22 protein-coding genes are annotated in these 25,688 nt (G+C 54.6%); 15 read left to right on the forward strand and 7 right to left on the reverse strand.

The features are described 5' to 3' along the window. Positions 1-94: 94 nt before the first annotated feature. Positions 95-1,153: a proline iminopeptidase-family hydrolase gene (locus tag JT718_RS03380; RefSeq protein WP_205500395.1), complete on the reverse strand. Its 1,059-nt coding sequence runs from the start codon at positions 1,151-1,153 to the stop codon at positions 95-97. A 521-nt stretch (positions 1,154-1,674) separates the two neighbouring features. Between JT718_RS03380 and JT718_RS03385 the strand changes: the two genes are divergently transcribed. The 3 genes from JT718_RS03385 (at position 1,675) to JT718_RS03395 (ending at position 3,404) form a co-directional block, all read left to right on the forward strand. Next, a complete protein-coding gene (locus JT718_RS03385) occupies positions 1,675-2,154 on the forward strand; it encodes a hypothetical protein (protein ID WP_205500397.1) in 480 nt (159 codons plus the stop codon). A gap of 69 nt (positions 2,155-2,223) precedes the next feature. Next, positions 2,224-2,718 carry a T9SS type A sorting domain-containing protein gene (locus JT718_RS03390; RefSeq protein ID WP_205500399.1) on the forward strand — a complete coding sequence of 165 codons (495 nt, stop codon included), beginning with the start codon at positions 2,224-2,226 and terminating at the stop codon, positions 2,716-2,718. Between the two features lie 167 nt (positions 2,719-2,885). Continuing rightward, positions 2,886-3,404 (forward strand): transposase, encoded by a 519-nt coding sequence (locus JT718_RS03395; RefSeq protein WP_205500402.1) that lies wholly within the window; start codon positions 2,886-2,888, stop codon positions 3,402-3,404. A 376-nt stretch (positions 3,405-3,780) separates the two neighbouring features. Here the strand turns inward: JT718_RS03395 and ettA are convergent, their stop codons facing one another. Further along, positions 3,781-5,448: an energy-dependent translational throttle protein EttA gene (gene ettA, locus JT718_RS03400; protein WP_205500404.1), complete on the reverse strand. Its 1,668-nt coding sequence runs from the start codon at positions 5,446-5,448 to the stop codon at positions 3,781-3,783. 250 nt (positions 5,449-5,698) lie between these two features. Between ettA and JT718_RS03405 the strand changes: the two genes are divergently transcribed. The 4 genes from JT718_RS03405 (at position 5,699) to JT718_RS03420 (ending at position 9,086) form a co-directional block, all read left to right on the forward strand. Beyond that, positions 5,699-7,015 carry a DUF349 domain-containing protein gene (locus JT718_RS03405; RefSeq protein WP_205500406.1) on the forward strand — a complete coding sequence of 439 codons (1,317 nt, stop codon included), beginning with the start codon at positions 5,699-5,701 and terminating at the stop codon, positions 7,013-7,015. Between the two features lie 50 nt (positions 7,016-7,065). Beyond that, positions 7,066-7,860: a porin family protein gene (locus JT718_RS03410; protein WP_205500426.1), complete on the forward strand. Its 795-nt coding sequence runs from the start codon at positions 7,066-7,068 to the stop codon at positions 7,858-7,860. Positions 7,861-8,036: 176 nt separating this feature from the next. After that, positions 8,037-8,258: a DUF2795 domain-containing protein gene (locus tag JT718_RS03415; RefSeq protein ID WP_022821757.1), complete on the forward strand. Its 222-nt coding sequence runs from the start codon at positions 8,037-8,039 to the stop codon at positions 8,256-8,258. Positions 8,259-8,348: 90 nt separating this feature from the next. After that, positions 8,349-9,086 (forward strand): ABC transporter ATP-binding protein, encoded by a 738-nt coding sequence (locus tag JT718_RS03420; RefSeq protein WP_205500429.1) that lies wholly within the window; start codon positions 8,349-8,351, stop codon positions 9,084-9,086. On the opposite strand, the gene JT718_RS03425 is transcribed toward JT718_RS03420, so the two are convergent. From JT718_RS03425 to queA, 4 genes are all read right to left on the reverse strand, one after another. Then, entirely contained in the window at positions 9,076-9,702 is a 627-nt protein-coding gene (locus tag JT718_RS03425; protein ID WP_205500431.1) for a hypothetical protein, read from the reverse strand. The genes JT718_RS03420 and JT718_RS03425 overlap by 11 nt on opposite strands. Before the next feature lie 94 nt (positions 9,703-9,796). Further along, entirely contained in the window at positions 9,797-10,519 is a 723-nt protein-coding gene (locus JT718_RS03430; RefSeq protein ID WP_205500433.1) for a 2-C-methyl-D-erythritol 4-phosphate cytidylyltransferase, read from the reverse strand. 136 nt (positions 10,520-10,655) lie between these two features. After that, complete coding sequence (locus JT718_RS03435; protein ID WP_205500435.1) at positions 10,656-13,250, reverse strand: PAS domain S-box protein; 2,595 nt, start codon at positions 13,248-13,250, stop codon at positions 10,656-10,658. Positions 13,251-13,623: 373 nt separating this feature from the next. After that, entirely contained in the window at positions 13,624-14,670 is a 1,047-nt protein-coding gene (gene queA, locus JT718_RS03440) for a tRNA preQ1(34) S-adenosylmethionine ribosyltransferase-isomerase QueA (protein ID WP_205500437.1), read from the reverse strand. A 239-nt stretch (positions 14,671-14,909) separates the two neighbouring features. On the opposite strand from queA, the gene JT718_RS03445 reads away from it, so the two are divergent. The 8 genes from JT718_RS03445 (at position 14,910) to uvrA (ending at position 25,086) form a co-directional block, all read left to right on the forward strand. Continuing rightward, positions 14,910-16,163 carry an ABC transporter permease gene (locus JT718_RS03445; RefSeq protein WP_205500450.1) on the forward strand — a complete coding sequence of 418 codons (1,254 nt, stop codon included), beginning with the start codon at positions 14,910-14,912 and terminating at the stop codon, positions 16,161-16,163. 108 nt (positions 16,164-16,271) lie between these two features. Next, a complete protein-coding gene (locus JT718_RS03450; protein WP_205500460.1) occupies positions 16,272-17,135 on the forward strand; it encodes an LOG family protein in 864 nt (287 codons plus the stop codon). A 201-nt stretch (positions 17,136-17,336) separates the two neighbouring features. Further along, the gene (locus JT718_RS03455) at positions 17,337-17,837 is read left to right on the forward strand and encodes a hypothetical protein (protein ID WP_205500462.1); all 501 of its coding nucleotides are present in this window, start codon (positions 17,337-17,339) and stop codon (positions 17,835-17,837) included. A gap of 121 nt (positions 17,838-17,958) precedes the next feature. Next, a complete protein-coding gene (locus JT718_RS03460; RefSeq protein ID WP_205500464.1) occupies positions 17,959-18,585 on the forward strand; it encodes a PepSY-associated TM helix domain-containing protein in 627 nt (208 codons plus the stop codon). Positions 18,586-18,715: 130 nt separating this feature from the next. After that, the gene (locus JT718_RS03465) at positions 18,716-19,597 is read left to right on the forward strand and encodes a helix-turn-helix domain-containing protein (RefSeq protein ID WP_205500466.1); all 882 of its coding nucleotides are present in this window, start codon (positions 18,716-18,718) and stop codon (positions 19,595-19,597) included. A 114-nt stretch (positions 19,598-19,711) separates the two neighbouring features. Continuing rightward, complete coding sequence (locus JT718_RS03470; protein WP_205500468.1) at positions 19,712-20,311, forward strand: 3-keto-alpha-glucoside-1,2-lyase-like domain-containing protein; 600 nt, start codon at positions 19,712-19,714, stop codon at positions 20,309-20,311. Between the two features lie 66 nt (positions 20,312-20,377). Continuing rightward, positions 20,378-21,490 (forward strand): alanine racemase, encoded by a 1,113-nt coding sequence (locus JT718_RS03475; RefSeq protein ID WP_205500470.1) that lies wholly within the window; start codon positions 20,378-20,380, stop codon positions 21,488-21,490. Positions 21,491-22,059: 569 nt separating this feature from the next. Next, positions 22,060-25,086 carry an excinuclease ABC subunit UvrA gene (gene uvrA / locus JT718_RS03480; RefSeq protein WP_205500479.1) on the forward strand — a complete coding sequence of 1,009 codons (3,027 nt, stop codon included), beginning with the start codon at positions 22,060-22,062 and terminating at the stop codon, positions 25,084-25,086. A gap of 153 nt (positions 25,087-25,239) precedes the next feature. Here uvrA and JT718_RS03485 read toward each other — a convergent pair whose 3' ends face one another. Next, positions 25,240-25,503, reverse strand: coding sequence for a hypothetical protein (locus JT718_RS03485; RefSeq protein WP_205500480.1), 264 nt, complete (start codon positions 25,501-25,503; stop codon positions 25,240-25,242). Between the last annotated feature and the right edge of the window lie 185 nt (positions 25,504-25,688).

The following is a 25,688-nucleotide window of genomic DNA, read 5'->3' on the forward strand; positions in this document are numbered from 1 at the left end:
ATGGCCCTCCTTGCCGCCGGAGGGCTGAAGGAAGGCCATTAAATGTGTTGGGTTGGTTCTATAAACGAAAGGACTAAACAGACGTTAGCCCCAGCTATAACTTTACTTTTTTCTCCCCGTCGGCCACGCCCTTCAGGAAAGCAATGAGGCCTTTCATGTAGGTTTGCTGGTCGTCATAGAAGGCCATGTGGCTGCCGTTGGGGCAGTACAGGTAACTGCCGTTCTGCACCTGGGTGGCCATCCATTGCATGTGTTTGGGGTCCATGGTGTCATGCTCCGCCCCAATGGACAAGGTAGGCACGGAGATGTTCTTGAGGTCGGCCTTGCGGTCCCACCTGGCCAGTTTGCCTGAGATCCCGAACTCGCTGGGCCCCTGCATGGTCACGTAGAACGACTGGTTCATCTTGGCGAAGGAACGGTTCACGGGCTCGGGCCACTCTTGCAGGGGAAGGCGCAGCACGTGCCGGGTGTAGAAGTGCGGCATGAGCAGCTCCATGTACCGGGGGTTCTGGTAATCTTTCCGGGCCTCAATCTCGCGCACCTGCGCGAGCACCTGCGGGTCCATCTGCTTGGCCAACACCTCCTCGGCGTACTTTCCGTAGTCAATGGCGCTGGCCATCATGTTGGAGATAATGAGCCCCTTCAGGTTTTGCTGGTACTTGAGCGCGTACTCCATGGCTAGGATTCCGCCCCAGGAATGGCCCAGCAGGTAGAAATTATCGGTGCCCAGGTTTAGGCCCTTGCGCACCTGCTCCACTTCCTCCACATACCGGGCCAGGTCCCACATGGTGGTGTCCTGCGGGTTGTCTGAGTTTCCGCAGCCCAGTTGGTCATAGTAGATGAACTCAATGCCTTCGGCGGGCAGGAAGTTTTCCAGGCACTCAAAGTACTCGTGCGTGGCGCCCGGACCGCCGTTCAACAACAGCAGCTTGATCTTGGGGTTGTTGCCGATGCGCTTGGTCCAGACGTTGAAAGTGCCTTTCGCCGTCTGGATGGGAATCATCTTCACACCGCCGTCCTGAATGCCTTGCTCAGTCTGGGCAAAGTAGTCACTGGTGGGAGTTGCGGCTGTTTCTGCGGTGTTTTTCTGGTTGGAGCAGGAAAACAGAAGGGTGAAGACCAGCAGGCAAGTGCCTGGTAGAAGTTTGTTCATGGGTTATCTGGGTTAATGAGGGAGTGCGTTGCTGCTGATGCAAGGAGCCGCGGCTTTGTTGGCAGCTAATGGCCACTAGCGGCAGCCTTTGCTCTACTTAAGATATAGAATTATCTGCATACTCCCGCGGCAGGCGGCCTATTTTCTTCGGGCTTGCCAAGCGGGTACACTTTCCTGCTCAGGCGGCGCGGATGGGTTTATGGGCCGTTTTTAAAAAATAAGCGCAAAACGGGTGGCTTGCCTGAACCGCCACCGTCTCCTTGTACTTTACTCATTTATAAGTATTTACTTTCAACCGCAGCCTGTCTACATTTATCTACAGCCAGAAGCACCGGCTCCTCCCCTTTGCCCCACCACCCGCAGAAATGATTTGTATGCGCTAGACCAGAGCCCACGTTTATCCCTATAGCAGCATGAAACGCTCAGCCTCCCTCCTGTTCATTGCTTTTCTTATTTCCACAACCTGTTTCGGCCAGGGAGCAACAAGCCATCCCTCCGGCTTTCCTAAACCCCACGGTTGCATGGGTGCTGATGGTAGCTTGCAGGGGGGCAACCTGACGGAGGTGATCGCGCAGGCGGGGCGGAGGGCCACGGAAAAGACCGTCAGGATTATCTACCTGGTTCCGGCGGACAAGCAGGAAAACCCGAATTACACCAAAAGCCTGACGGAGGCGGTTAAGCACCTGCAGATCTGGTACCGAAACCAACTGGGCAACGGAAAGACTTTTCAGTTGCATGACACACCCGTAGAAGTGTACAAAACCCCGCACAATGCGTTGTGGTACTCGCAAAACCCCAACGGCGATCTGTTTGTCCAGTTCTGGAACAATGTGCTGGCCGATGGGTTTCCTCTGACAAATGGCAAGTTCAATGACCCTGACCACATCTATGCGTACTACATAGACGCTGATCCGGCGTGCGGGCAATGCGGCGGTTGCGGCACCTCGGGCGTGCTGGTGATCAGCGCCAATGATCTGCGGGGCTTGACCGGAGGCGAATAGCTCCCGAGTTGTCCGGGTGAGAATTTCACCTTTAAACCCTGCAGATTTGTTGGAGGCTTGGGCCACGAGTTGGGTCACGCTTTGGGCTTGCCCCACCCGCCGGGCTGTGATGCCGGCCAGGCCTCTTGTGACCAAGGCTCCATCATGTGGACCGGCCTTTACTCTTACCCCAACACGTATTTCTCTGCGGCTGAAAAAGACTTATTGAACAAGAGTCCCTTCATTACCAATGTGGAGCTTTCACATACTTTGCCGGGTTGCTCCAACCTGCTCTCAGCCTCGGGCGAGGCAGTAGCGTCCCGTAAAAACTTCCTGTTGGAGAACGTACCCAACCCTTTTTCTTCGGAAACCTCCATCACCGTACAGCTGCAGCATTCAGAAAACATTTCAATAGACATTCTGGATGTGTGGGGAAGGCCCATGCAGAGGGTTGCTGCAGGCAATCTGCGGCCCGGTAAACACACTTTCACCTGGCACGCGCAAGGGAAGGCAAGGGGCGTATACGTTTGCCGCCTGCAGGCCGGCAACCACGTGGAGACCAGAAAAATCCTCTTGGTCAAGTAACACGCTGTTGCGCCTCAGCATTGGTAAGGCCATCGCTTCTAAATTACTAAGCTGCCCATGTACTGAGCCCCACACGGTTTGGGTTCCGGCTCCGTTATTAGTGTTTCTGGGCCATTGTTGGTGTTATCACCAACAATTTTCAACTGCGGCTCAGTATCTACCTTACAATGGAGGATCAACGGCATATCTCCTTCTTTACGGCTACTATCCTGGAGTGGAAACACCTGCTGAAACCAGAGAAATACAAGAACATCATCTTAGACAGCCTCCAGTTTCTGGTGACGCAAAAGCGGGTGAAAGTCTATGGCTTCGTGATCATGCCCAACCACCTGCACCTGCTCTGGAAGATGGAAGAGCCGCACCTACGAGAAAACGTACAGCGCGATTTCCTGAAGTTTACTGGCCAGCAGTTAAAGTTTAATCTGGCACAGAACCACCCGGCTGTCCTGGAGCGGTTCCGGGTAAATGCCAAGGATAGGCAGTACCAGATCTGGGAGCGAAATCCTTTGTCTGTGTACTGTTACTCTGTTGCCATGACAGAACAGAAATTGGAGTACATTCACCAAAACCCAGTACAGGAGAAGTGGAAATTAGCAGAGACGCCGGAAGACTATTATTACTCCTCAGCCAGGTTTTATCGGGTGAACAAGGATGACTTCGGGTTTCTAACGCATTATCTTGAGTAAGGAGCCGCAGTTATGGTTGTTGGTGATAACACCATCAACGGTGAGATAACGGCAAATCATTTCTAAATTCAAAGGCCGTATCCTCTGCCTTACAATAAGGGAACCAGCACTTAAAATGATACTCACTAAATGATACTCACTAGAACCAGCAAAAGGATTATCAACTGCTTTTGCCCTTGTTGGTGTTATCAACAACAAGCTCATCAACTGTTCAAGGAGTATAATACTCGCCTGTGTTTTCCTCCTCCCCCTTGTTGGTGTTATCACCAACAAGCCCAGCCACCGCTCAAGCAGCAACCCTAAATTCACCCAAAACCAAAAGAGCCCGGAAACTCACGTTTCCGGGCTCTTTTCATAAAATCAGGCGCTAAACAGACTAGTCCATCAGCTTTTTGTAACGGATACGCTTCGGCTCTATGTCACCCAGGCGTTTCTTCTTGGCTTCTTCGTAGTCTGAGAAGTTTCCTTCAAACCAAACCACTTGGGAGTCACCCTCAAAGGCCAGGATGTGGGTAGCAATTCTATCCAGGAACCAGCGGTCGTGGCTGATGACTACGGCGCAACCGGCGAAGTTTTCCAGCGCGTCTTCCAGAGCGCGGATGGCGTTCACGTCCAGGTCGTTGGTAGGCTCATCTAGCAGCAGCAGGTTGGCGCCTTGCTTCAGGGTCATGGCCAGGTGCACGCGGTTGCGCTCCCCACCCGACAGTACGCCCACTTTCTTCTCCTGGTCACCGCCGGTGAAGTTGAACTTGCTCACGTACGCGCGGGCGTTCACCTGGCGGCCGGCCAACAGCATGGTCTCGGTGCCGCCGGAGATGGTCTCGAACACGGTTTTGTTGGGGTCCAGGCTTTCGTGCTGCTGGTCAACGTAGGCGGTTTCCACGGTGGGGCCCACAGTGATGGTTCCGGCATCGGCTTGCTCACGGCCGGTGATGAGGCGGAACAAGGTTGATTTACCCGCGCCGTTCGGGCCGATGATCCCCACGATACCCGCTGGTGGCAGGCTGAAGGTCAAATCTTCAAACAGGAGTTTATCACCGAAGGCTTTGCTCAGTCCCTCGGCCTCAATCACCACGTTCCCCAGGCGCGGACCGTCTGGGATGAAGAGCTCCAGTTTCTGCTCTTTCTCTTTGGCTTCCTCAGAGGCCATTTTCTCGTAGTTGCCCAGACGCGCTTTGGATTTGGCCTGGCGGGCTTTCGGGCTCATGCGGGCCCACTCCAGTTCGCGTTGCAGGGTTTTCTGGCGCTTGCTTTCGGTTTTCTCTTCTTTGGCCAGGCGCTCGGCTTTCTGCTCCAGCCAGCTGGAGTAATTGCCTTTCCACGGAATGCCTTCGCCGCGGTCCAGTTCCAAGATCCAGCCGGCCACGTTGTCCAGGAAGTAACGGTCGTGGGTAACGGCAATCACGGTGCCTTTGTACTGCTGCAGGTGTTGCTCCAGCCACAGCACAGACTCGGCGTCCAGGTGGTTGGTAGGCTCATCCAGCAACAACACGTCGGGCTCCTGCAACAGCAGGCGGCAGAGGGCCACGCGGCGTTTCTCCCCCCCGGACAGGTTGCCAATCACGGCTTCGCCCGGCGGGGTGCGCAGGGCGTCCATAGCGCGCTCCAGTTTGCTGTCCAGGTCCCAGGCCCCCAGGTGGTCCAGGCGCTCCTGCACTTCGCCCTGGCGGGCCATGAGTTTGTCAAAATCAGCGTTTTCATCGGCGAAGGCCTCGTTGATCTCGTCGTACTCCTTTAACAGGGCCACGGTCTCGGCCACGCCTTCCTGCACAATCTCCATCACGGTCTTGGCGGGGTCCAACTGCGGTTCCTGCTCCAGGTAGCCCACGCTGTAGCCCGGCGAGAAGGCCACCTCGCCCTGGTATTGCTTGTCTACGCCGGCAATCACCTTCAGCAAAGACGACTTACCGGAGCCGTTAAGCCCCAGCACCCCAATCTTGGCGCCGTAAAAGAAAGAGAGGTAAATGTTCTTGAGAACTTGTTTCTGCGGCGGGTAAATTTTACTCACCCCCGCCATGGAGAAGATGATGGTTTCGTTGCTCATGAATGTATAGGTTCAGGTCAGTTGAGGGGCAGGGAGCGCTTTGGGGCGGTTTTCCAGAAAACGGCTCCAGAACAAAACAGATAACCTTGTGCACGAAAATCAGTATGCAAACAAACGTCAGGTTTCGTCTTTTTCCTGCTTACGGCAGCAAATATCGGAAATTTTGGTGGGGGTGGGTTATGAAAATTGGCGTTAATTCATAAACTTGTACCAAAATATACTTTGATTTTTTCAGTTAATTATCCAGTAGATGGAAACCAAAGATTTGTCTGAGGAGGCCCATAAATACGGCTACATTGAGGGTAACCAGGTGTGGTTGAAGCCATTTATGCATTTCCCGGCCCGCCAGGTAGGCGAGGTGAAAGAGGTCCCCGAGGAATCACTGCAGTACTTTGCTCACAGGTTTGAGAACTTCAAACAGAAGGTAGACGCCCTTCTGGAGAAGATTGCCACCTCTGAGAACAAAGGTTCTTTCCTGATGAAGGTACTGCACCTTAAAGAGCAGATTGAGAAGTATGACGCCATTGGCGACTTTGAATCTTTGCACCAACGCCTTTCGGCCGCCGAGGCCGAAATAAAGGAAGCCATTGCCAAGAACCGCGACAAGAACCTGGCCACCAAGATCACGCTCATTCAACAAGCCGAGGCCCTGCAGACCAGCATTGACTGGCAGGAAACCACCGAGAAGCTGAAGGAACTGCGCCAGACCTGGATCAAGACCGGACCGGTAGACAAGGCCATCACCGATGAGCTGGAGGAACGGTTCAAGGCGGCGCTGGAAGGCTTCTTTACCCGCAAGAAAGAGTTCTTCCAGGACAAGAAAGACATGCTTTCGCGCACGGTAGACAAGTACAAGGCCCTCATTGCCCAGTCAGAGGCTCTTAAGAACTCTGATGAGTGGGAAGAGACCAGCAAGAAGCTCAAAGACCTGCAGAACCAGTGGAAAGAGATTGGCGGCACCCTGCCCCGCAAGATGTCCAACGACCTGTGGAACAGCTTCAGGGCGGCCAACAACCACTTCTTTGAGCGCCTTAAAAAACACATCAACAGCCAGAAGAACGAGTCTAAGGACAAATACCTGGAGGAAAACCTGGAAAAGAAACGTTCCCTGGTAGCCCAGGCCGAGGCCTTACTGGAGGAACCTGTTCAACAGGCCGTGCCCAAAGCCAAGGAGTTGCAGGCCGCCTGGAAGAAAGTGGGACCGGTAAAGCAGGAAGAGTCTGACGCCGTGTGGGAAAGTTTCCTGGTGGCCTGCGACAAGATCTTTGAACTGAGCAGCCTGGAGCACTACATGCGCAAGCGCCCCCTGCCCGAAGGCAAGAACACCGAGGCCGACCAGCTGCACGCCCGCATCAACGCCCTGCGTGACTTTATCAAGTATGACAAGCAGGAGCTGGAGGTGCTGGAAACCAACCTGGGCAGGCTCAATCCAAATCCGGGGAACGAGGCGTTCCGGTCTATGCTGGAAGGCAAGATCAAGAACTTCAACCGCAAAATCCGCACTAAAAACGAGCTGATAGAACTGCTCCGCAAAAAGTCTGGCGTGACAAGCAACAAAACCGCCTAATCTATTCGTAAGGCGTTAGAGATTATATCCTATTTCTAACGCCTTACGCTATGAGAAAATACTTTTTACTCTTATTCCTATCTTTTCCTTTCCTCACGCAGGCCCAGAACATCAAGGGGCCTTACCTGGGCGTTACCACCCAATTCCAGAACACCTGGATCATCAATGATGAACAGTACGAGGACGTGAACTACAAACACCGGTTCACCACCAAATGGGCGCCGTTTGGGGCGGTACTGGGCTACAAGTTCAACGAGAACCACAACGTACAGGTAGAACTCTACCACTCTAACCAAGGCGAGAAATTTGACCTGGTAGACCAGGACGGCAACAAGGCCGGCGAGAAGACCATTGACCTGGAGTATTGGAATATTCCGTTGCTGTTCAAGTACACCACCACGGGTACGCTGCGCTTCAACTTCCAGGTGGGTCCCCAGTTGGGCATCCTGCGGAAAGGCCTGGAGGAAAACCGCTTTTCGCGCGCCGCCACTTACCAGGTCAAAGACCGGAGCTTTACCATTGGCCCGGGCTATCACCTCATGGCCAGTACCGAGGAAAGCGACCGCGCCCGTGACACGCGGGTAGGGATGTTCAATGAGTATGACGCGGGTATTCTGCTGGGGGCCGGCCTGGAGTACAGCCTGGGCTCTAATGTCATCCTTACGGCCAACCTGCGCTACAATTACAACTTTGTGAACATCCGCCAGGAAGAGCACCTGGAAGACTACACCAGAGACCCAGACTACTACACGCTGCGCCAGAACATGGTAGCGGGCATCCAACTAGGGCTCAATTACTTGTTCAACACCGGCGACGGCCGAACCAAGGCCCGGCATCAGGAATAAAAAGGGACAAGTGTCCCAACTTTTTAATATTTTGCCCGTTGTGTTTTAACATTGCAGGGGTTGCGTTAAGAATAAAACTTTGAATTATCAAACATATTTTTATTTTTGCAGCCCGTTGATTTTTGCAACCTATTTGCAACCAATTTGTATAGCCATACTTTAAAAGCGAACTTACTATGTATTGGACACTAGAACTTGCCTCTTATTTGGAAGATGCGCCCTGGCCAGCTACCAAAGACGAATTAATTGATTACTCTATCCGTTCCGGCGCCCCCATGGAAGTGGTAGAGAACTTACAGGCGTTGGAAGACGATGGTCAGCCGTACGAGAGCATTGAAGAAGTTTGGCCAGACTATCCTACCAAAGAAGACTTCATGTTCAACGAGGACGAATATTAATCTCACTTAAGAATGGAGAATTAGGAATTAAGAATGGCAGCATCTGCCCATAATTCTTGCTTTTAGATTCTTACTTCTTAATAAAACAGGTTGAGCGTCTTAGAAATAAAAGAACTGGTTGCGGGATACGACGAGCGCGTACTCCTCCGCAACCTTTCTTTTTTAGTGCCGGCGCCTACCTTCATTGCCATCATTGGCCACAACGGCAGCGGCAAATCTACCTTTCTCAAGACCTTGACCGGCCAGGTGCCCTACCAGGGGCAGATCTTGGTGCAGGGACATCCCCTTCCCACCCGCAGCGGCCCATTGTCGCGCTTTCTCTCTTACCTTCCGCAGAAAAACACGGTCGCGTTCCCCATCAACGTGCGGGAACTGGTAGTGATGGGCTTGTTCCGGCAGAAGCGTCTGCTGGAGCACTACACCGCCGCAGACTACGCCCGCGCCGAGCATACGCTAGAGCACCTGCACATGGGACACCTGGCGGAGCGCTCGTTTACCGACCTGTCTGGGGGCGAGCAGCAACTGGTGTGGCTGGCGCAGCTCATGCTGCAGAACGCGCCCATCGCGCTCCTGGACGAGCCTACCCAGCAACTGGATGTGTACCACAAAAAGCGCGTCTTTGACCTGATGACCAGTTGGGTGCGCGAAGAGCAGAAAACCGTGCTGTGCATCACCCATGATTTGCTCAACCTGCTGCCGCTGCAAGGCTACCTGCTCAACATCTCGCACCCCAGCCCGGCCCTGGAGAAAATCACGCCAGAGACGGTACTGGCGCACCAGCGCCTGCTGGAAGAAAAACCCGCCAGACTGGCAAAGCTCAAGGCGTAGCGCCTACCGTGGTTTTGCTTACAAAGGTGAGCTCCCCAGAAGCAAGGTGGTAGAGGTACACCTTTGATTCGTCTTTGAAGTCAAACTTGTTATCCTGGTTAGAGTCTGGCCGGGTAATGAAGAGAATGGCGCCGGTTTGCTTGTTCACCGTCCACTCTACCAACGACTCGCCGCCCGGCGACACTTGTTTCAGGTGCTGCCCGCTGGCCGTGACAATAAACAAAACGTTGGGGTCTTCCCACTCCAGTTTAGCTTTCTTGTTCCAGTCTTTGTTCTTGCCCCGCAAGACCACCAACCGCTCGCCTTGGTAGCGGGCCGGCACGTTGAAGTTGGTGTTGTTAATCACATACCCGGGGGGAAGCTCCAGCAGTTTGCTCTGCCCTGTTTTGGTGTTCACAAACAGCAGGCTCACCATGTCGGGGAAACCCGCCGTCCATTTGCTGTACGCCTCCTGCGAGGCCACCACCATGTCAGTAGAATCAATGGAGGAGAGCTTGTTGTACCCCAGGGAATACTTCTCCTGAGCCCGGACCTGCCCCAACGCCCCCAGGCACAGCAAACCCAGCACAACCAGGATTTTTGCAGACAAAGCGGCCAAAGGCTTATAACAGTTCATGTTCAATGGTTTTAAATGGGATGGCTCATTCTGGTTTCTGGGCTGTTTTTCTGAAAACGCCGCCAAAACGGAAGACCACTAGATTTCTATCTGATCAGGATGAGGGATGTTGGGTAAGCCTTTCGGCTTTTTCCTGCTGCAGGAACGCCTCGGCCAGGATTAAGTCTTCGGGGGTGGTCAGTTTGATGTTGCGGAAACTGCCCTCCACCAGTTGAACCTTGTGCCCGAAGCGCTCCACCACCGAGGCATCGTCGGTGAACAGCGGGATTTCGGGCTGGGCGTAGGCCCGCCGCAGCAAAGGCAACCGGAAACACTGCGGTGTCTGCACCAGGCGGTACGCGCTACGGTCCACGGCTTTGGAACTGCCGCCCCGCACCCTTCTGATGGACTCCTTCAGCGCCACCGCCACCACCGCCGAGCCCTTTTCGGCCGCTGTGCCGTACGCCGTCTCCAGCATGGCTTGGTCTACAAACGGGCGCACGCCGTCGTGCACGGCCACTACGCCGTCGGTCTCCGCCTCCAAAGTCGCCAACCCGTTCTTCACCGACTGGAAACGGGTGCTTCCGCCTGGCACCACCCGGTGCGGGATGAGGCACCCGTGTGCCGCACAAAGGTTTTGCCAGGTGGAGATCTCCCCTTCCGGCAGCACCACCACCAATTGCACGTCTGGGTCAAAGGCATGGAAACGGCGCAGCGTGTGCAGCAGCACCGGCTCGCCGGCAATGGGCAAAAACTGCTTGGGCATGGCCGCCTGCATTCTGCTGCCGGAGCCACCGGCTACTATAATGGCGTATTTCTTCAGGGCAGTTGAAAGCATGGCGCAAGATACACATTCCGGGTTGGCAAGGCCAAGGCTCTTTTAAGCCTGATTTCCGGAAAACGGCGCCAAAACAGGCTGGGAGCTTTATCGGCCCCACCGCATTCTCCGCCTCACGGAAACCCGGTTGCTTTGGTTAGAATTCCAGGATGAACGTGGAGCCTTTGTCTACCTCGCTGGTGACGCTTAGGTTACCGCCCATGGCTTTGGCCTGCGAGTGGGCAATGTACAGCCCCATGCCCTTGCTGTCTTTGTGCTGGTGAAACCGCTGGTACAGGCCAAAGATGCGCTCGCCGTAGCGGTTCAGGTCAATGCCCAGGCCGTTGTCTGAGAAGTACAGCACCTCTTTGCCGTCTTTTTTCTGGGTTTTCACCTGTATGCGCAGTTTGCGGTTGGGCGAGCGGTATTTGATGGCGTTGGTGAGCAGGTTCAGCAAAATGCTGTGCAGGTAACTGGCGTTGAAATACACCTGGGGCACCTCTGAGAAGTCTGCCTCCAGCTCCACGTCGGTTTCCTCCAGCATCGCGCCCACAGACATGACCACCTGGTCAAAGGCTTTCTGCAGGTCTACCTCCTCTTTGTTGCTGTGCGGGTTGTTTCTGATGACCAGAATCTCCAGCAGGTCATTGATCACGGTGTTCATCTGCGCCGTTGCCTCCATGAATTTCTGGATCAGGAGCTTGTTTCTTCCTTCGGGCAGGGCGTTCAGGTCAATGAGGTTGGCAATGCCGGTAAGGTTGGCCAGCGGCGAACGCAGGTTGTGGGAGGTAATGAAGGTGAACTGCTTGAGGTCTGCGTTGTTCTGGGTGAGCTCAGAGATAAGCACCTCGCGCTCCTGCTCATAGTGCTTGCGGGCTGTGATGTCGCGCATCATGGAAACCCAGTGCGTGAGTTCCTCTCTGTGGTTGAAGATAGGCATCACCAGCAGTTGCGTCCAGAACCAGCTGCCGTCTTTGCGGAAGGTTTTCACCTCTACCTCATGGGGCTGGTGCTGGGCCATGCGGTCCTGCAGCCTTTCTATTGCCTGCGGGTCTGTTCCGGGCCCAATCAGGAAGCGCAGGTCCCTGCCCATCACTTCCTCCTGGGTGTAACCGGTCATTTTAAAGAAAGCCGTGTTGAAGAAGATGGTCTTAAACTCCAGGGGATTCCCGTGGGTTGTTTCACTGATCACAATCCCGTCTAGGGTGTTGGTGATCACAGACACCAGCACTTGCTGCCGCTGCTCTTCTTCCTTCTGCCGGGTAATGTCTGTGAGCATGGCGAAGACGCTCTCTCCCCGGCCCTCTTTGTCCAGCAGCGGCTGTATCTGCAGTTTGAGCCAGAACTTCTCGCCGGCCTTGGTGTATTGGATGAGCTCTGTTTCCAAGGGCTCCATGGCCTTAAGCTTGCCCCTGATGAACTGGAGGGTCTCGGGGTTGGTGGCGGGGCCGCTCATGAAGGAACTGGGCAGTTTGCCGCGCACCTCCTCCAGGGTATAGCCGGTCATGCGCGTAAAGGCCGCGTTCACCCACTGGATGGTCAGGTCGGGGTTCATGATCACCACCCCGTTAATGGTTTCGCGGGCCACCACTGACAGCTTGTGCAGCTTCTCTGTTACCTGCTTCTGGGCGGTAATGTCCTGCACGGCGCCTACCATCTTTACGGGCCGGCCCTGCTCATCCCTGATCAGGGAGCCCTGGTCTGCCACGTGGGCGTACTCGCCGTTGGCCTTTCTGAAGCGGTATTCTTCGCGCCAGAAATCGGTGGGCGCCTTGGTCATCATCTCCTCCAGGGAAGTCTGCACCCGGTCCACGTCCTCTGGGTGCACGTATTTGGCCCATTCTGACAGTTCGGGCCCAAATTCATCAATCTTGAACCCAAACAGCTTTTCAAACCCAATGCCCCAATACAGTTTCCGGGCGGCAATGTCTACCTCCCAGATGGCGTCATTGGTGGCCAGGGTGGCGTAATAGTAGCGTTCATTGCTGAGGCGTAGTTCCTGCTCGGCCAGTTTGTTTTCCAGGATCAGCTGGAGCAAGCGCCTGATGCTCTCCAGGGTTTCTTCCTCCTCTGGGGTGGGGGCTTTCTCTTCCTGGTAGTACACGGCCACGGTGCCCAGCACTTTCTGGTTGGTTCCCACCAGGGGGAAAGACCAGCAGGCCTGCATGCCATAGTTCAGGATGTTAGAATAATGGTCTTTCCACAGCGGGTCTGTCACAATGTTGGTCACAATCACCTTTTGCCCCAGGTAGGCGGCGGTACCGCAGGAGCCAACCCGCTCGCCAATGAACAGGCCGTTCAGGCCCTCACTGAAACTCCTGGGCAGGCTGGGGGCCGCCAGGGTATAGAGCTGATTTCCTTCCAACCGCATGCAGGAGCAATACATGCCTTTGTGCATGTTTTCTATGCCTTTGAGGTAGTAACTCACGGTTGCCTCAAGGGTGCTGCCGGGCATGGTGTTCATCTCCAGCACCTGCTTGCCCAGCCGCTCCAACTCCATGACCCGCTTGTACTCGCTTACCTCCAGCAGCAGGTTGGTGTTGATCTTCTCTGAGGCGATGCGCCTGATATCGGCCTTGGCCGCTTCCAGTTCTTGCCTGGTCTTCTCCAGTTCCTGGCGCAGGGCCTCGGCTTCTGAGGGGGCAGAAGGCAAAGCGGTTCCCGCCGGCCATGGCTGGCTTGCCGGATTGTTTGTGTTAGGGGGGAAAGACATGCTGTTACCTTCCTTCTCCATCATAGTGCCGTGAAACATAGAGCCAGCAATGGGTTGTTGCCTGGGATTGCTGTTTTTGCGGCCTTTTCGCAGATTCTTCTGTAAACCGGAAACAAAGAAACACCTCCACCAAAGCAGGCAGGCTACCCCTTAGGCAGGGCAGCAATACGCCTTACAAATTACAAATTTATATTAATACAATACAAGTCTATTCTACCAACTACACGCGGGGGAAAGCAAAGCGTTAAGGCCCTGCCAATTACCTGGCCACCCAGAGCAACTCTGTAGGGCTGCAGCAAGGCGTAGGCGATAAACCAACTGGGTGTTTTTTTGCCAAATGTAGCAAAAACGGGCCAAAAAAGCCCACCCCATGGGCTGGGGTGGGCTTGGTTTTGCTGCACGGGGCGTGTGCTTAGAGAATCAGCATCACGTCTCCGTAGCTGAAGAACTTATATTTCTCTTTGATAGCGGTCTGGTAGGCCTCCATGATGAGTTCATAGCCGCCAAAGGCCGCCGCCATCATGAGCAGCGTAGACTCAGACATGTGGAAGTTGGTCACCAAGCTATTGGCAATCTTGAAGTCGTAAGGCGGGAAGATGAATTTATCGGTCCAGCCCTCGTTAGGCTTCAGGCGGCTGTTGGCCGACACCGATGATTCCAGGGCCCGCATGGTGGTGGTCCCGATGGAGCACACGCGTTTCTTGGCATCCAGGGCCTTGTTCACCATTCTGGCGGTTTCCTCAGTCACGAAGAACTGCTCAGAGTCCATCTTGTGCTTGGTGAGGTCTTCCACGTCTACCTGACGGAACGTACCTAAGCCCACGTGCAGGGTGATAGGCGTTACGTCCACGCCCTTCAACTCAAGGCGTTTTAATACCTCACGGGTGAAGTGCAGCCCGGCGGTGGGGGCGGCTACGGCACCGGTTACCTCGGCGTACACGGTCTGGTACCGCTCCTCGTCCTCGGGCTCGGGCTCGCGCTTGATGTATTTGGGCAGTGGGGTCTCGCCCAGGCTGTGCACCACTTTGTAGAACTCCTCGTCCGGGCCGTCATACAGGAACTTGATGGTACGGCCGCGCGAGGTGGTGTTGTCAATGACTTCCGCTACCAGGTCACTGTCTCCGAAGTAGAGCTTGTTACCTACCCTGATCTTACGGGCCGGGTCTACCAGCACGTCCCACAGATGAATGCGCTTGTCCAGCTCGCGCAGCAGGAACACCTCAATCTTGGCACCGGTTTTCTCCTTGTTCCCGTACAAACGGGCCGGAAACACCTTGGTGTTGTTGGTGACCATCACGTCGCCCTCGTCAAAGTAGGTGATGATGTCTTTGAAGATTTTATGCTCTATCTTGCCGCTGTCGCGGTGAACAACCATCATGCGGGCTTCATCGCGGTTTTGGGCCGGGTGGGTGGCCATCAACTCGTTGGGCAGGTCAAACTTGAACTCTGATAACTTCATTTTTAATATTACGGTATTAAAATATTGGCAAAAATAGAGCGCAAAGGTAGGCAGTTTGAACTAATTTATTTTACTTTTAGCCAAATTAAGTATCTTGGCCCGCTTAACCCTGCGCGCTGGCAGGGGGCGTGCCGTGCCGCCAGGCTACTACCGCGCTAAAAGCCAAGCGTTTACCTTTATAACGAGGCCGGAAAGGGCTGGTTCTCTTTCCCTCCTGTAAAAACCTGCAGCTCACTCCAATGATTTACTTACGGCTGGTACTTGAAAGTTTCAGATTTGCGTGGCAGGCCCTCAAGGCCAACGTGCTGCGCACGATTCTTTCGTTGCTGGGCGTGACCATTGGTATTTTTGCCATTATCTCGGTGTTCACCATTGTGGACTCGCTGGAGCGCAGCATCAGGGAAAGCATGAGTTTTGTGGGCGAGCGCATCATCTACGTGGAAAAGTGGCCCTGGATCTTCAAAGACGGCGACATACCCTGGTGGAAATACATGAAACGCCCCTCCCCCACCACGCGGGAGTTCAGGTTCCTGAACGAGCAGTTGGAGAACGACGAGGGAGTGGCCTTGGTGGCCCGCCGCTCAGGCAACACCTTCAAGCAGCACAACAACAGCATGAGCGGCATCATGCTGCAGGGCGTGACCGAGGACTTCAACAAAGTGGCCGAGGTGCCCATAGAAGAAGGCCGTTTCTTCACCCAGCAGGAAATAGACGGCTCCCGCAACGTGATCATCATTGGGGCCGAGGTGGCCCAAAGCCTTTTCCCCTACAGCAGCGCCTTGGGCGGCAGCATTAGAATAAGGGGGCAGAAGTTCACGGTGATTGGCGTGATGGAGAAGCAGGGCGCAGGGCTCTTTGAGGGCATGCCCACCAACGACAAAAACGCCTACGTGCCGTTTGGCGCGTTTGGGAAAATGTTCGCCAGCGGCCCCCGGGGGGTGCAGCCCACGCTCATGATCAAGGGCCGGGCCGATGACGTGAACCTGCAGAACCTGGAGTACGAGGTAAAAGGCAAGATGCGCACCATCAGGGGCCTCAAACCCTACGAGGAAGACAACTTTGCCATTAACCGCTCAGAGATGATGGCCGACGCCATTGGCGAGATGTTCTCCATCATTGGCATTGCGGGCTGGGTGATTGGGGGCTTCTCCATTCTGGTGGGCGGTTTTGGCATTGCCAACATCATGTTCGTCTCAGTGAAGGAGCGCACCAACATCATCGGCATCCAAAAATCACTGGGCGCCAAGAATTTCTTCATCCTGTTCCAGTTCCTGTTTGAGTCTGTGTTCCTGAGCCTGATAGGGGGCGGGGTGGGCATCCTGCTGGTGTCTTTGATCACCCTCATCCCCATGGGCTCGCTGGAGATTATCCTTACGCCGGGCAACATTCTCCTGGGCTTAGGCGTATCGGTGGTGATTGGCGTACTCTCAGGCATTATTCCGGCGGTTATTGCTTCCCATCTGGACCCCGTGATTGCCATAAGGTCTAAATAGCCTTTCTAACCCTTTTTGTTTGTCCTCACTATTTTTTAATAGATAATTTTTTGACGCGCCCGTTTTTCGGCCCTTTTCCGTAAAATAGGCGATATACCCGATTGATATATGACGAAGTTGAGAAAAACCAGCAAGACCCAGCTGCAGGATGAGGTAACCAACGCCGGCAGCGGCACCATCATCAGCCAGCCCGAAGCCAATGACAACAAAGCCGCGTCGCTGCACGAGGCCAAGAAACTGGCCAAGCAAGAGGCTCCCCTGCTCTCTGAAGACGACAAGCGCATCCGCGAGGCGTTCACCGATAAAGACTGGAACGAGATCAAGATTGCCGACTCCTGGCAGATCTTTAAGGTGATGTCTGAGTTTGTGGAAGGCTTTGAGAAACTGGCCAAGATTGGGCCCTGCGTGTCTATCTTCGGGTCTGCCCGCACCAAGCCAGACAACCCGTACTACATCATGGCCGAGGAGATTGCCGCCAAACTGGTGCGCCACGGCTACGGGGTGATCACGGGCGGCGGCCCGGGCATTATGGAGGCGGGCAACAAGGGCGCGCACTCTGAGGGGGGCCGCTCGGTAGGGCTCAACATCCACCTGCCGTTTGAGCAGTTCCACAACGTGTACATTGACTCAGACAAACTCATCAACTTTGACTATTTCTTTGTACGCAAGGTGATGTTTGTGAAATACGCCCAGGGCTTTATTGTGATGCCCGGCGGCTTTGGCACCCTGGATGAACTGTTTGAGGCCATTACCCTCATCCAGACCAAAAAGATTGGCCGCTTCCCCATCATTCTGGTGGGCCGCGCCTACTGGGGCGGTCTGTTTGACTGGATCAAGGACGTGATGCTGACCCAGGAGAGCAACATCAGCCCCGAGGACATGGACCTGATCAGCATTGTGGACAACGCCACCGATGCCGTGAAAGTGATTGATGATTTCTACAGCAAATACCTGCTCTCGCCCAACTTCTAGGCGTCAGCCGGTTTTGCCTTGTTTTCAGGAAAAGAGCCCGCAAACTGCCGGGCTCTTTTTTATTTTACCTATGCCATGATTTTTTTACCTGCCGGGCCCACCAGGCGCACGCTATATAGAGAATTATTATATTTTTGCAGCCTTCTATCACCCCAATCCATATACAACCTTTAAATCTTACCAACCCTTTATTTAAACACCATGAAAAAAGCTTTACTCATGCTTTTGTGCGGCACCACGCTGTTTGCTTCTGGCTGCGCCTCTATTGTAAGCAAAACCAAGTACCCCATCAGTCTATCAAGCGCCCCAGACGGAGCGTCGTTCACCATCACTGACCGGAACGGCCGCGAGGTGGCCACCGGGCAAACGCCTACCGTGGTTACCCTGAAGGCCGGTAACGGCTTTTTCAAAAAAGGAATCTACGCCATCAAGTTCACCAAAGAGGGTTACTCAGACAAAACCCTCACCTTGGAGGCCGACCTGAATGGCTGGTACTTCGGCAACATCCTCTTCGGTGGGGTGATTGGCCTGCTGATTGTGGACCCGGCCACCGGCGCCATGTACAAGTTCAACCAGAAAGACGTGCAGGCCCTGCTTAGCCAAAGCACCGCCTTTGCCCCGCAGCAAGGCGAGACCCTCAAGATTGTTTCTGTGAATGACATTCCGCAGGAACTTAGAGACAAACTGGTGGAGATCAAATAAGCAGGTTTTACCCGCTTTTTCGGCAAAAGGGCCCCTAAACGCTTGGGGCCCCTTTTGCTTTTAAGGGCAAGAGGCTGTACATTCCGCCTGAAGATCTGTTTGCCCTTGCTTTCCCCCGCGTATGATTGATTCCACCAAACGACAGAGACAAGCCCGCGTGCTGCGCGACTTCCGGAAAGTGCACCGCCTTACCGGGGCCCTGCTATTCGTGTTTTTCTTTGTCATTTCCCTTACCGGGCTGCTCCTGGGCTGGAAGAAACACACCGGCGGTCTCATTCTGGCCAAAACCTACCAGGGCACCTCTACCAATCTCAAAGACTGGCTCTCGGTAGACAGCCTGACGGCGAAGGCTTTCCGGGCCGTGCAGGATTCCCTGGGGCCCAATCTCTCCCTCACGCTGGACCGCATTGACATGCGCCCCGACAAAGGCACCGTCAAATTCCTCTTTGTGGAAGATTACCTGGGCGTACAGCTAGACGCCGCCACCGGCAACGTGCTGCACCTGGAATCACGCCGTGCCGATTTTATCGAAAACCTGCACGACGGCACCATTCTGGACCGTTGGTTTGGGGTAGATAGCGGCGTCTTGAAAGTGATGTACAGCAGCATTATGGGCGTGGCGCTGCTCATCTTTACCATCACCGGCTTCTGGCTCTGGTACGGCCCCAAGCGCATGAAACAGGAAAAACCCGGCACAGTCTCTAAACGCGGTACCCCTAACAAGGGGAGCACCATGCAGCCAACATAACTTCCATATACAGGTGAATTTTGGCCCGTTTTCAAGAAAATGCCCCAGAATCGCGCTCCTCAGGGTGGCTCTGGCAGATTCTTTTGCCTGCTTCTGCTTAACCAATTAACCTTGATTTGTCTTAGCGCCCATGCCCCGCTCTGCCCAGCACATTCCCCACTTTGATTTCCTCCGGAACAAATATGGTCCGGAACTGCTGCTGGACGTGGGGCACATAGAAAGCCTGAAGAACTTTGTGCTGGATGACACGCCCCACACGCTGTCTTTCTACGATGTGCTGTTTCTGCAGGAAGGGAGCGGCACGTTTAGCCTGGACCAGGTGGTGCATACGCTGGAACCCGGCAAAATCATCTTCACCTCGCCGGGACAGGTGCGGCGCTGGCGGGTAGAGCAGCCCGTGCGCGGGTACACCCTTTTCTTTGAAGAAGGCTTTATCTCTTCGTTTTTCAATGACCCGCTGTTTCTGCACCGTTTTCAGTTTTTCCACAACCCCACCCGGCCTAATGCGGTCGTTACCACGGCAGCGGAATTTGAGAAGTTCATTCAGCAGGTGGAAGCCATAGAGCAGGAGTTCAGGCAACTACAGAACGATAGTCCGCACATGATCAGGGCGCTACTCTACCAGATGCTGCTGCACCTGAACCGCCTGTTCGCCCAGCAACACCAAACCGATTCTGACACCGAGGGAAATGCGGCTATCTACTCGTTCCGGAAACTGCTGGAAACGCACTTCAAGGAACGGCACCAGGTGCAGGAGTACGCCGATCTGCTGCACATCACGCCCGCTTACCTGAACGAGATCACCCAGCGCTATTTCGGCACCTCTGCCTCTGCCTTGATCAAAGGCCGGCTTTTGCTGGAAGCCAAACGGGAACTCTTGTACACGCCCAAAACCGTGGCTGAGATAGCGTATCACCTGCACTTCTCAGACACTGCCAATTTCAACCGTTTTTTTAGGGCCAGCTGCGGCCTTACACCCAAAGCGTACCGTGAGCAGGCATTGGCAAAATGACCATAAACGCCTGTAAACTGACCTGTTCTCCCTCTGCTTCCGCTTGCACCTTTGTATCACCCACAGGAGCTTATTGCTCCGCTACATTCAACTTCAAACAAAGGAGGCAAAAAAATGAAAAACCTACTTTTAGGACTGGCATTCTCTTCTTTAACGGCCAATTTCCCCGTTGAGCTGAAACGTGATTTCTCCTCGGCTAATTGGCAGCTCCCCGCAAGCGGCAGCGGCATGGTGCATTATCTGGGCCAGGAAAGCTTGTACATGAGCAAAGGTGTGGCCCTGTATGGCGATGAGAAATACCATGAGGGCATTATAGAAGTAGACATAGCCGATGATGATGCAAAAGGAGAAGCCGGCATTGTTTTCCGGTATACCTCAGATGGAGCTTACCGCGGCATCACCCTGAATTTACACGCCATCAATTCCCCTGAGTCTGCCCATCCGGTAGCGGCAGCTTTGAAACAGAATTCAGCGGCCTGCACTCCGCATGCGGTCAAACCTGCCGCCTGGACGCACCTGAAGATTGTCATACAAGACAATACCGCCCGGGTTTTCCTGAACGACGCCACCCAACCCGCTTCAGAAATAAAGCTACCATCCACCAAAAAGCCAGTAAAAGGACAAATAGGCTTGATGGCCGCTGGCGGAGCCTATTTCAGCAACTTCAAATACGCGCCCTTGCCGTGCGCCCCTGCCATGGCCAAGGCAGAATAGCCGCGCAGCCGCCCCTGAGAGAACCGGAGACTTCTGTATCTTTGGGTTCTGTCAACTACTGCTGCCATGTCTTTCCTGGACCAAATCTCTGAACCCACCCTCCTGCTGAACGAGCAGATTGCCCGCACCAACATCCGCCGCATGGCAGAGAAAGCTGGGCGACACAACGTACGGCTGCGGCCTCACTTCAAGACGCACCAAAGCTGGCAGGTGGGCGAATGGTTCCGGGAAGAAGGCGTAACGGCCATCACGGTTTCGTCGGTGAAGATGGCGCAGTACTTTGCCCGGCACGGCTGGCAGGACATCACGGTGGCTTTTCCGCTGAACCGCAGGCAACTGCCCCAAATCACGGAACTGGCGCAGCAGATCACCTTGAATATCACCATCACCTCAGCCGATGACGTGGTTTTCCTGCGTGAGCAGCTTTCAACACCCGTCAACATTTGGGTGAAAGCAGACACCGGCTACGGCCGCACCGGCATTAGAACCGAAGACACTGCTGCGTTAGATGCCGTTTTGCAGGAACTGGCCCAAACGCCGCAACACCCGTTCCTGGGCTTTCTGGCGCACGCGGGCCACACGTACAAAGCCAGAAACCATGAAAGCATCGCCGCCATTCACCACGAAACGCTGGAAAAGATGCGGAGCCTGAAAGAGCGGTATGCCGGCACCTGGCCCCACCTGCAACTCTCCGTTGGCGACACCCCCAGTTGTAGCGTGATGGAAGATTTCTCGGGCATGGACGAGATCAGGCCCGGCAACTTTGTTTTCTATGACCTCATGCAACACCTCATCGGCTCCTGCCGTCTGCAAGACATTGCCGTAGCCGTGGCCTGTCCCGTGGTAGCCCTGCACCCAGAACGCAATGAGGTGATACTCTATGGGGGTGCCGTGCATTTCTCCAAAGACGCCCTGCCGCAGGCTGATGGTAGCGTCATCTTCGGGCTGGTGGTGTCGCTCACGGAGAATGGCTGGGGAGCGCCTTTGCCAGACACGGCTGTTGTATCGCTTTCACAGGAGCACGGCGTGGTGCGCACTTCCCCAAAAATATTCTCCCAGTTTAAAGTGGGTGAGTTAGTAGGCGTGCTACCGGTGCACTCCTGTTTAACGGCTGATTTGATGAAGGGCTATCTCACATTGGCGGGTGAACGGCTGGAGCATTTGAGTGCGCCTGTCTGAAGCAGGATTTTCTGGATTTAATTGATTTTCAGGATTCATTTCGCTGGCGCGAGCTTGCAGCTCGTGTCCGCGCGCATGGCTGCTCTCTTTCCTGGGCTGCAAGTTCGCATCAGGGAGAATGTACCTTGTTAAGAACTGGGCGAGAAAGGCACGGAGGTAACTTCCGCGCCATAGAAAGATGGGCTAGTCTTCACCTGTTTCAGAGAAGACACCTAAGAAACGTAACTGGCATAGACCCTCGTAGGAGCTTCGCACACTACGAGGTCTTTTGAGTAACGGCTGATCTCTGCGGTAACTAGTAATGAAGCGCCTACTCAAAAGACCTTGCAGTGTCTTCCAGACCTGCGAGGGTCTTTGCCATCAGCGGTTGCCTAACAACTCCCCTTTTTCATCCCTTTTCCCAAAACAGCCCCAAAACGCTCCCACTAATAACTAGCAACTGACAACTTAAAACTAATACCCCTCCACTAAACTAATCCGCTGTAAATTCGGTTAAGAAGAGATGGATTGCTCGCTGCGTTTCTAGCGCGGGAATGCCTACCTTTGCTCTTTAAAACCGAACCTATCGGATGACGCCAAAAGAATCTGCCGCTACGCCTGTAGCCAATCATAGTTCCACCGCGGATGTGCCTTTCATTGAAGTATATGGCGCCCGCGAGCATAACCTGAAAAACATCAGCCTGAGAATACCGCGCAATGAGTTGGTGGTGTTCACGGGTATCTCGGGCAGCGGGAAGTCCTCGCTCGCCTTTGACACCATCTACGCCGAGGGGCAGCGCCGTTACATGGAGACCTTCTCGGCCTACGCCCGCTCATTTTTGGGCGGACTAGAGCGCCCCAACGTAGACAAGATTGAGGGGCTTTCGCCGGTGATTTCCATTGAGCAGAAAACCACCTCGCGCAATCCGCGCTCCACGGTGGGCACCATCACCGAGATTTACGACTTCCTGCGCCTGCTCTACGCCCGTACCGCCGAAGCCTTCAGCTACGTGACCGGCGAGAAGATGATCAAACAGTCCGATGACCAGATTGTGCAGCACGTGCTGGAGCATTTCAGCGGCAAGCGCACCATTGTGCTGGCCCCCGTAGTGAAAGGCCGGAAAGGCCACTACCGTGAACTGTTTGAGCAGATCCGGAAGATGGGCTTCATTAGGGCGCGTATTGACGGCGAACTGGTGGAGCTCACGCCCAAGATGCAGGTAGACCGCTACAAGATCCACGACATCGAGATTGTGATTGATAAGCTGGTGCCTTCGGTTGAGGACCGTTACCGTTTGTCCACCTCCATCCAGAATGCGCTGCAACACGGCAAAGGCACGGTGCTCATCCTGGACGCCGACACCAACGCTACCCACTTCTATTCCCGCCACCTGATGGACCCGGCCACCGGCATCGCCTATGATGATCCGGCGCCTAACACCTTCTCGTTCAACTCGCCGTACGGGGCTTGCCCGGTGTGTAACGGTTTGGGCGAGATTGAGGAACTCACCGAGGAATCTATCGTACCCAGCAAGAGCCTGAGCATCAGCCGGGGCGGCATTGCGCCGCTGGGCGAGTACCGCGACATCTGGATTTTTACCCAGATCACGGCCCTGCTCAAACGCCACAAACTGTCCTTGATGGCCCCCATTTCTGACATTCCTGCCGAGGCTTGGCACCAGCTCATGTACGGTTTTGAAGAGGAAGACCCCAAAGGCAAGAAAGAGCCATTCGTGTTTGAGGGCGTCATGAGTTTCCTCAAAAAGCAGCTGGAATCTGACTCTGAGAACGTGCGCGCCTGGATTCAGGAATACACCACCCAAAGTACCTGCCCCGAGTGTAACGGCTACCGTCTGAAGAAGGAATCTTTGCACTTCAAGCTGGACAACAAACACATCGGTGAACTGGCCGAGATGGACATTGCCGAACTGGCAGGTTGGATGGCGAACCTGGAAGAACGCCTGAGCGAGCGCCAGAACCTTATTGCCCGTGAGCTGCTGAAAGAGATTCGCAAGCGGATCGGTTTCCTGGTAGACGTGGGATTGGAGTATCTGCACCTGCACCGCTCCGTACGCACGCTTTCCGGCGGCGAGAGCCAGCGGATTCGTCTGGCTACGCAGATCGGGACGCAGTTGGTGGGCGTGTTGTACATCATGGATGAACCCAGCATTGGGCTGCACCAGCGCGACAACGAAAAACTCATCAAAGCCCTGCAAGATCTGCGGGACCTGGGCAATAGCGTGGTAGTGGTGGAGCACGACAAAGACATGATCCTGAACGCCGACTACGTGGTAGACATCGGGCCGGGTGCGGGGGCGCACGGCGGCCAGGTAGTGACGGCGGGTACCCCGAAGGAGATGATGGAAAGCGGCACTGTAACGGCAGATTACCTGAGCCACCGCCGTGGAATTCCGGTGCGCAAGCAAAAACGGGCCGGAAACGGCCAGAGTCTCATTCTGCGCGGTGCCACGGGCCACAACCTGAAAGACGTGACACTGGAATTGCCGCTGGGCAAGTTCCTGTGCGTGACCGGCGTTTCGGGCTCCGGGAAATCGTCTCTGATTCATGATACGCTGTTCCCCATCCTGAACAAGCATTTCTTCAACGCCAAGCGCGAACCGCTTCCCTATAAAGAAATAGAAGGCCTGAAGAACATTGACAAGGTGATTGAAGTGGACCAAAGCCCCATCGGGCGGACGCCGCGTTCAAACCCAGCCACCTACACCGGGGTGTTCACCGAGATCAGAAGCCTGTTCGCGTCCTTGCCGGAAGCTAAAATCAGAGGCTACTCGGCAGGAAGGTTCTCGTTCAACGTGAAAGGCGGTCGGTGCGAGACCTGCGAGGGTGCCGGGATGCGCACCATTGAGATGAACTTCATGCCCGATGTGTACGTGCCCTGCGAGACCTGCAAAGGCAAACGCTACAACCGCGAGACCCTGGAAGTGCGTTTCAAAGGCAAGTCAATTACGGATGTGCTGGACATGACCGTGGAGCACGCCGTGGAGTTCTTCGAGAACCAGCCGCGTATCCTGCGCAAAATCCAGACCCTGAACCAGGTGGGCTTAGGCTATATCACTCTGGGTCAGCAGGCTACGACCTTATCAGGTGGTGAGGCGCAGCGCGTGAAACTGGCCACCGAGCTTTCCAAGAAAGATACCGGCCGTACGCTCTATATTCTGGATGAGCCTACCACCGGTCTGCACTTCCAGGACATCCAGCACCTCTCAGACGTGCTGAACCGCCTGGTAGACAAAGGCAATAGCGTACTGATCATTGAGCACAACATGGACTTGATCAAGGTAGCCGACCATATCATTGACATTGGGCCCGAAGGCGGTGCCAAAGGCGGAACCATTGTAGCCCAGGGCACGCCGGAAGAAGTAGCCGAAAGCCCGATTGGCTATACTGCCCGTTTCCTGAAAGAGGAGCTGAGCACCAGCCTGTACGTGGATGCGCCGGTGTACGTGGAGGAAACGCCGGAAGAAGACGAGCCGGAAGAACCCGCTGAACCGGTTAAGAAAACCAGAGGCCGCAAGAAGAAAGAAACCGTTGAGGCAGATGCCGCCGCTCCGGTCAAGGAAAAGAAAACGCCGGGCAGAAAGAAGAAAACCGAATAGCGTTTCCTGGCTTCTTCTTAGGAAACAGCCCTAAAACAGAAAAGCCTTGCTCTAGGAGCAAGGCTTTTCTGTTTTACCAGGAAGCAAAAACAGGATTTCCTTGACATTGAAACCCTTCCCTTACTTCTGTAATGACACTAAGTTTTTAGATTACTAGTGAGCGGCTTCTTCTGTATGGGCAGCTTCTTCGGCTTTAGGGGCAGCGGCGCTGTCAGCTTTCGCCTCAGTGTCGACAGGAGCTGGAGTGGCAGCTGGCTCTGTGGTGTGGGCCTCGGTGGCAGGCGCGTCTGTCACCACATCTTCCGTGAGGGCAGTGCCGGAACCTCTGTCGTTAGGATCGGTGGTGGAGGTATAGGTAGAGCAGGCTACACCGGCAAACAGGGTAAAAGCAGCAAATAAGGGCAGTATATGTTTCATTGTTTTTGTAAAATTTGGCCCAAAGGTACATTCGGGCGCTTAAAAAACAATCTGCTTTTATTGCCGGGGCAAAGCGTCTAGCTCTCCGTTACTTCATTGCCTGATGCGGAACTGCTTTGCCGGTTTGCCTATAACAGAATACCCGCACCGGTGGCGCGGGTATTCTGTGGTAAACTCCAAAACCC

The sequence above is a fragment of the Rufibacter psychrotolerans genome, assembly GCF_016924645.1.
In the GTDB taxonomy this organism is placed as follows: Bacteria; Bacteroidota; Bacteroidia; order Cytophagales; family Hymenobacteraceae; genus Nibribacter; species Nibribacter psychrotolerans.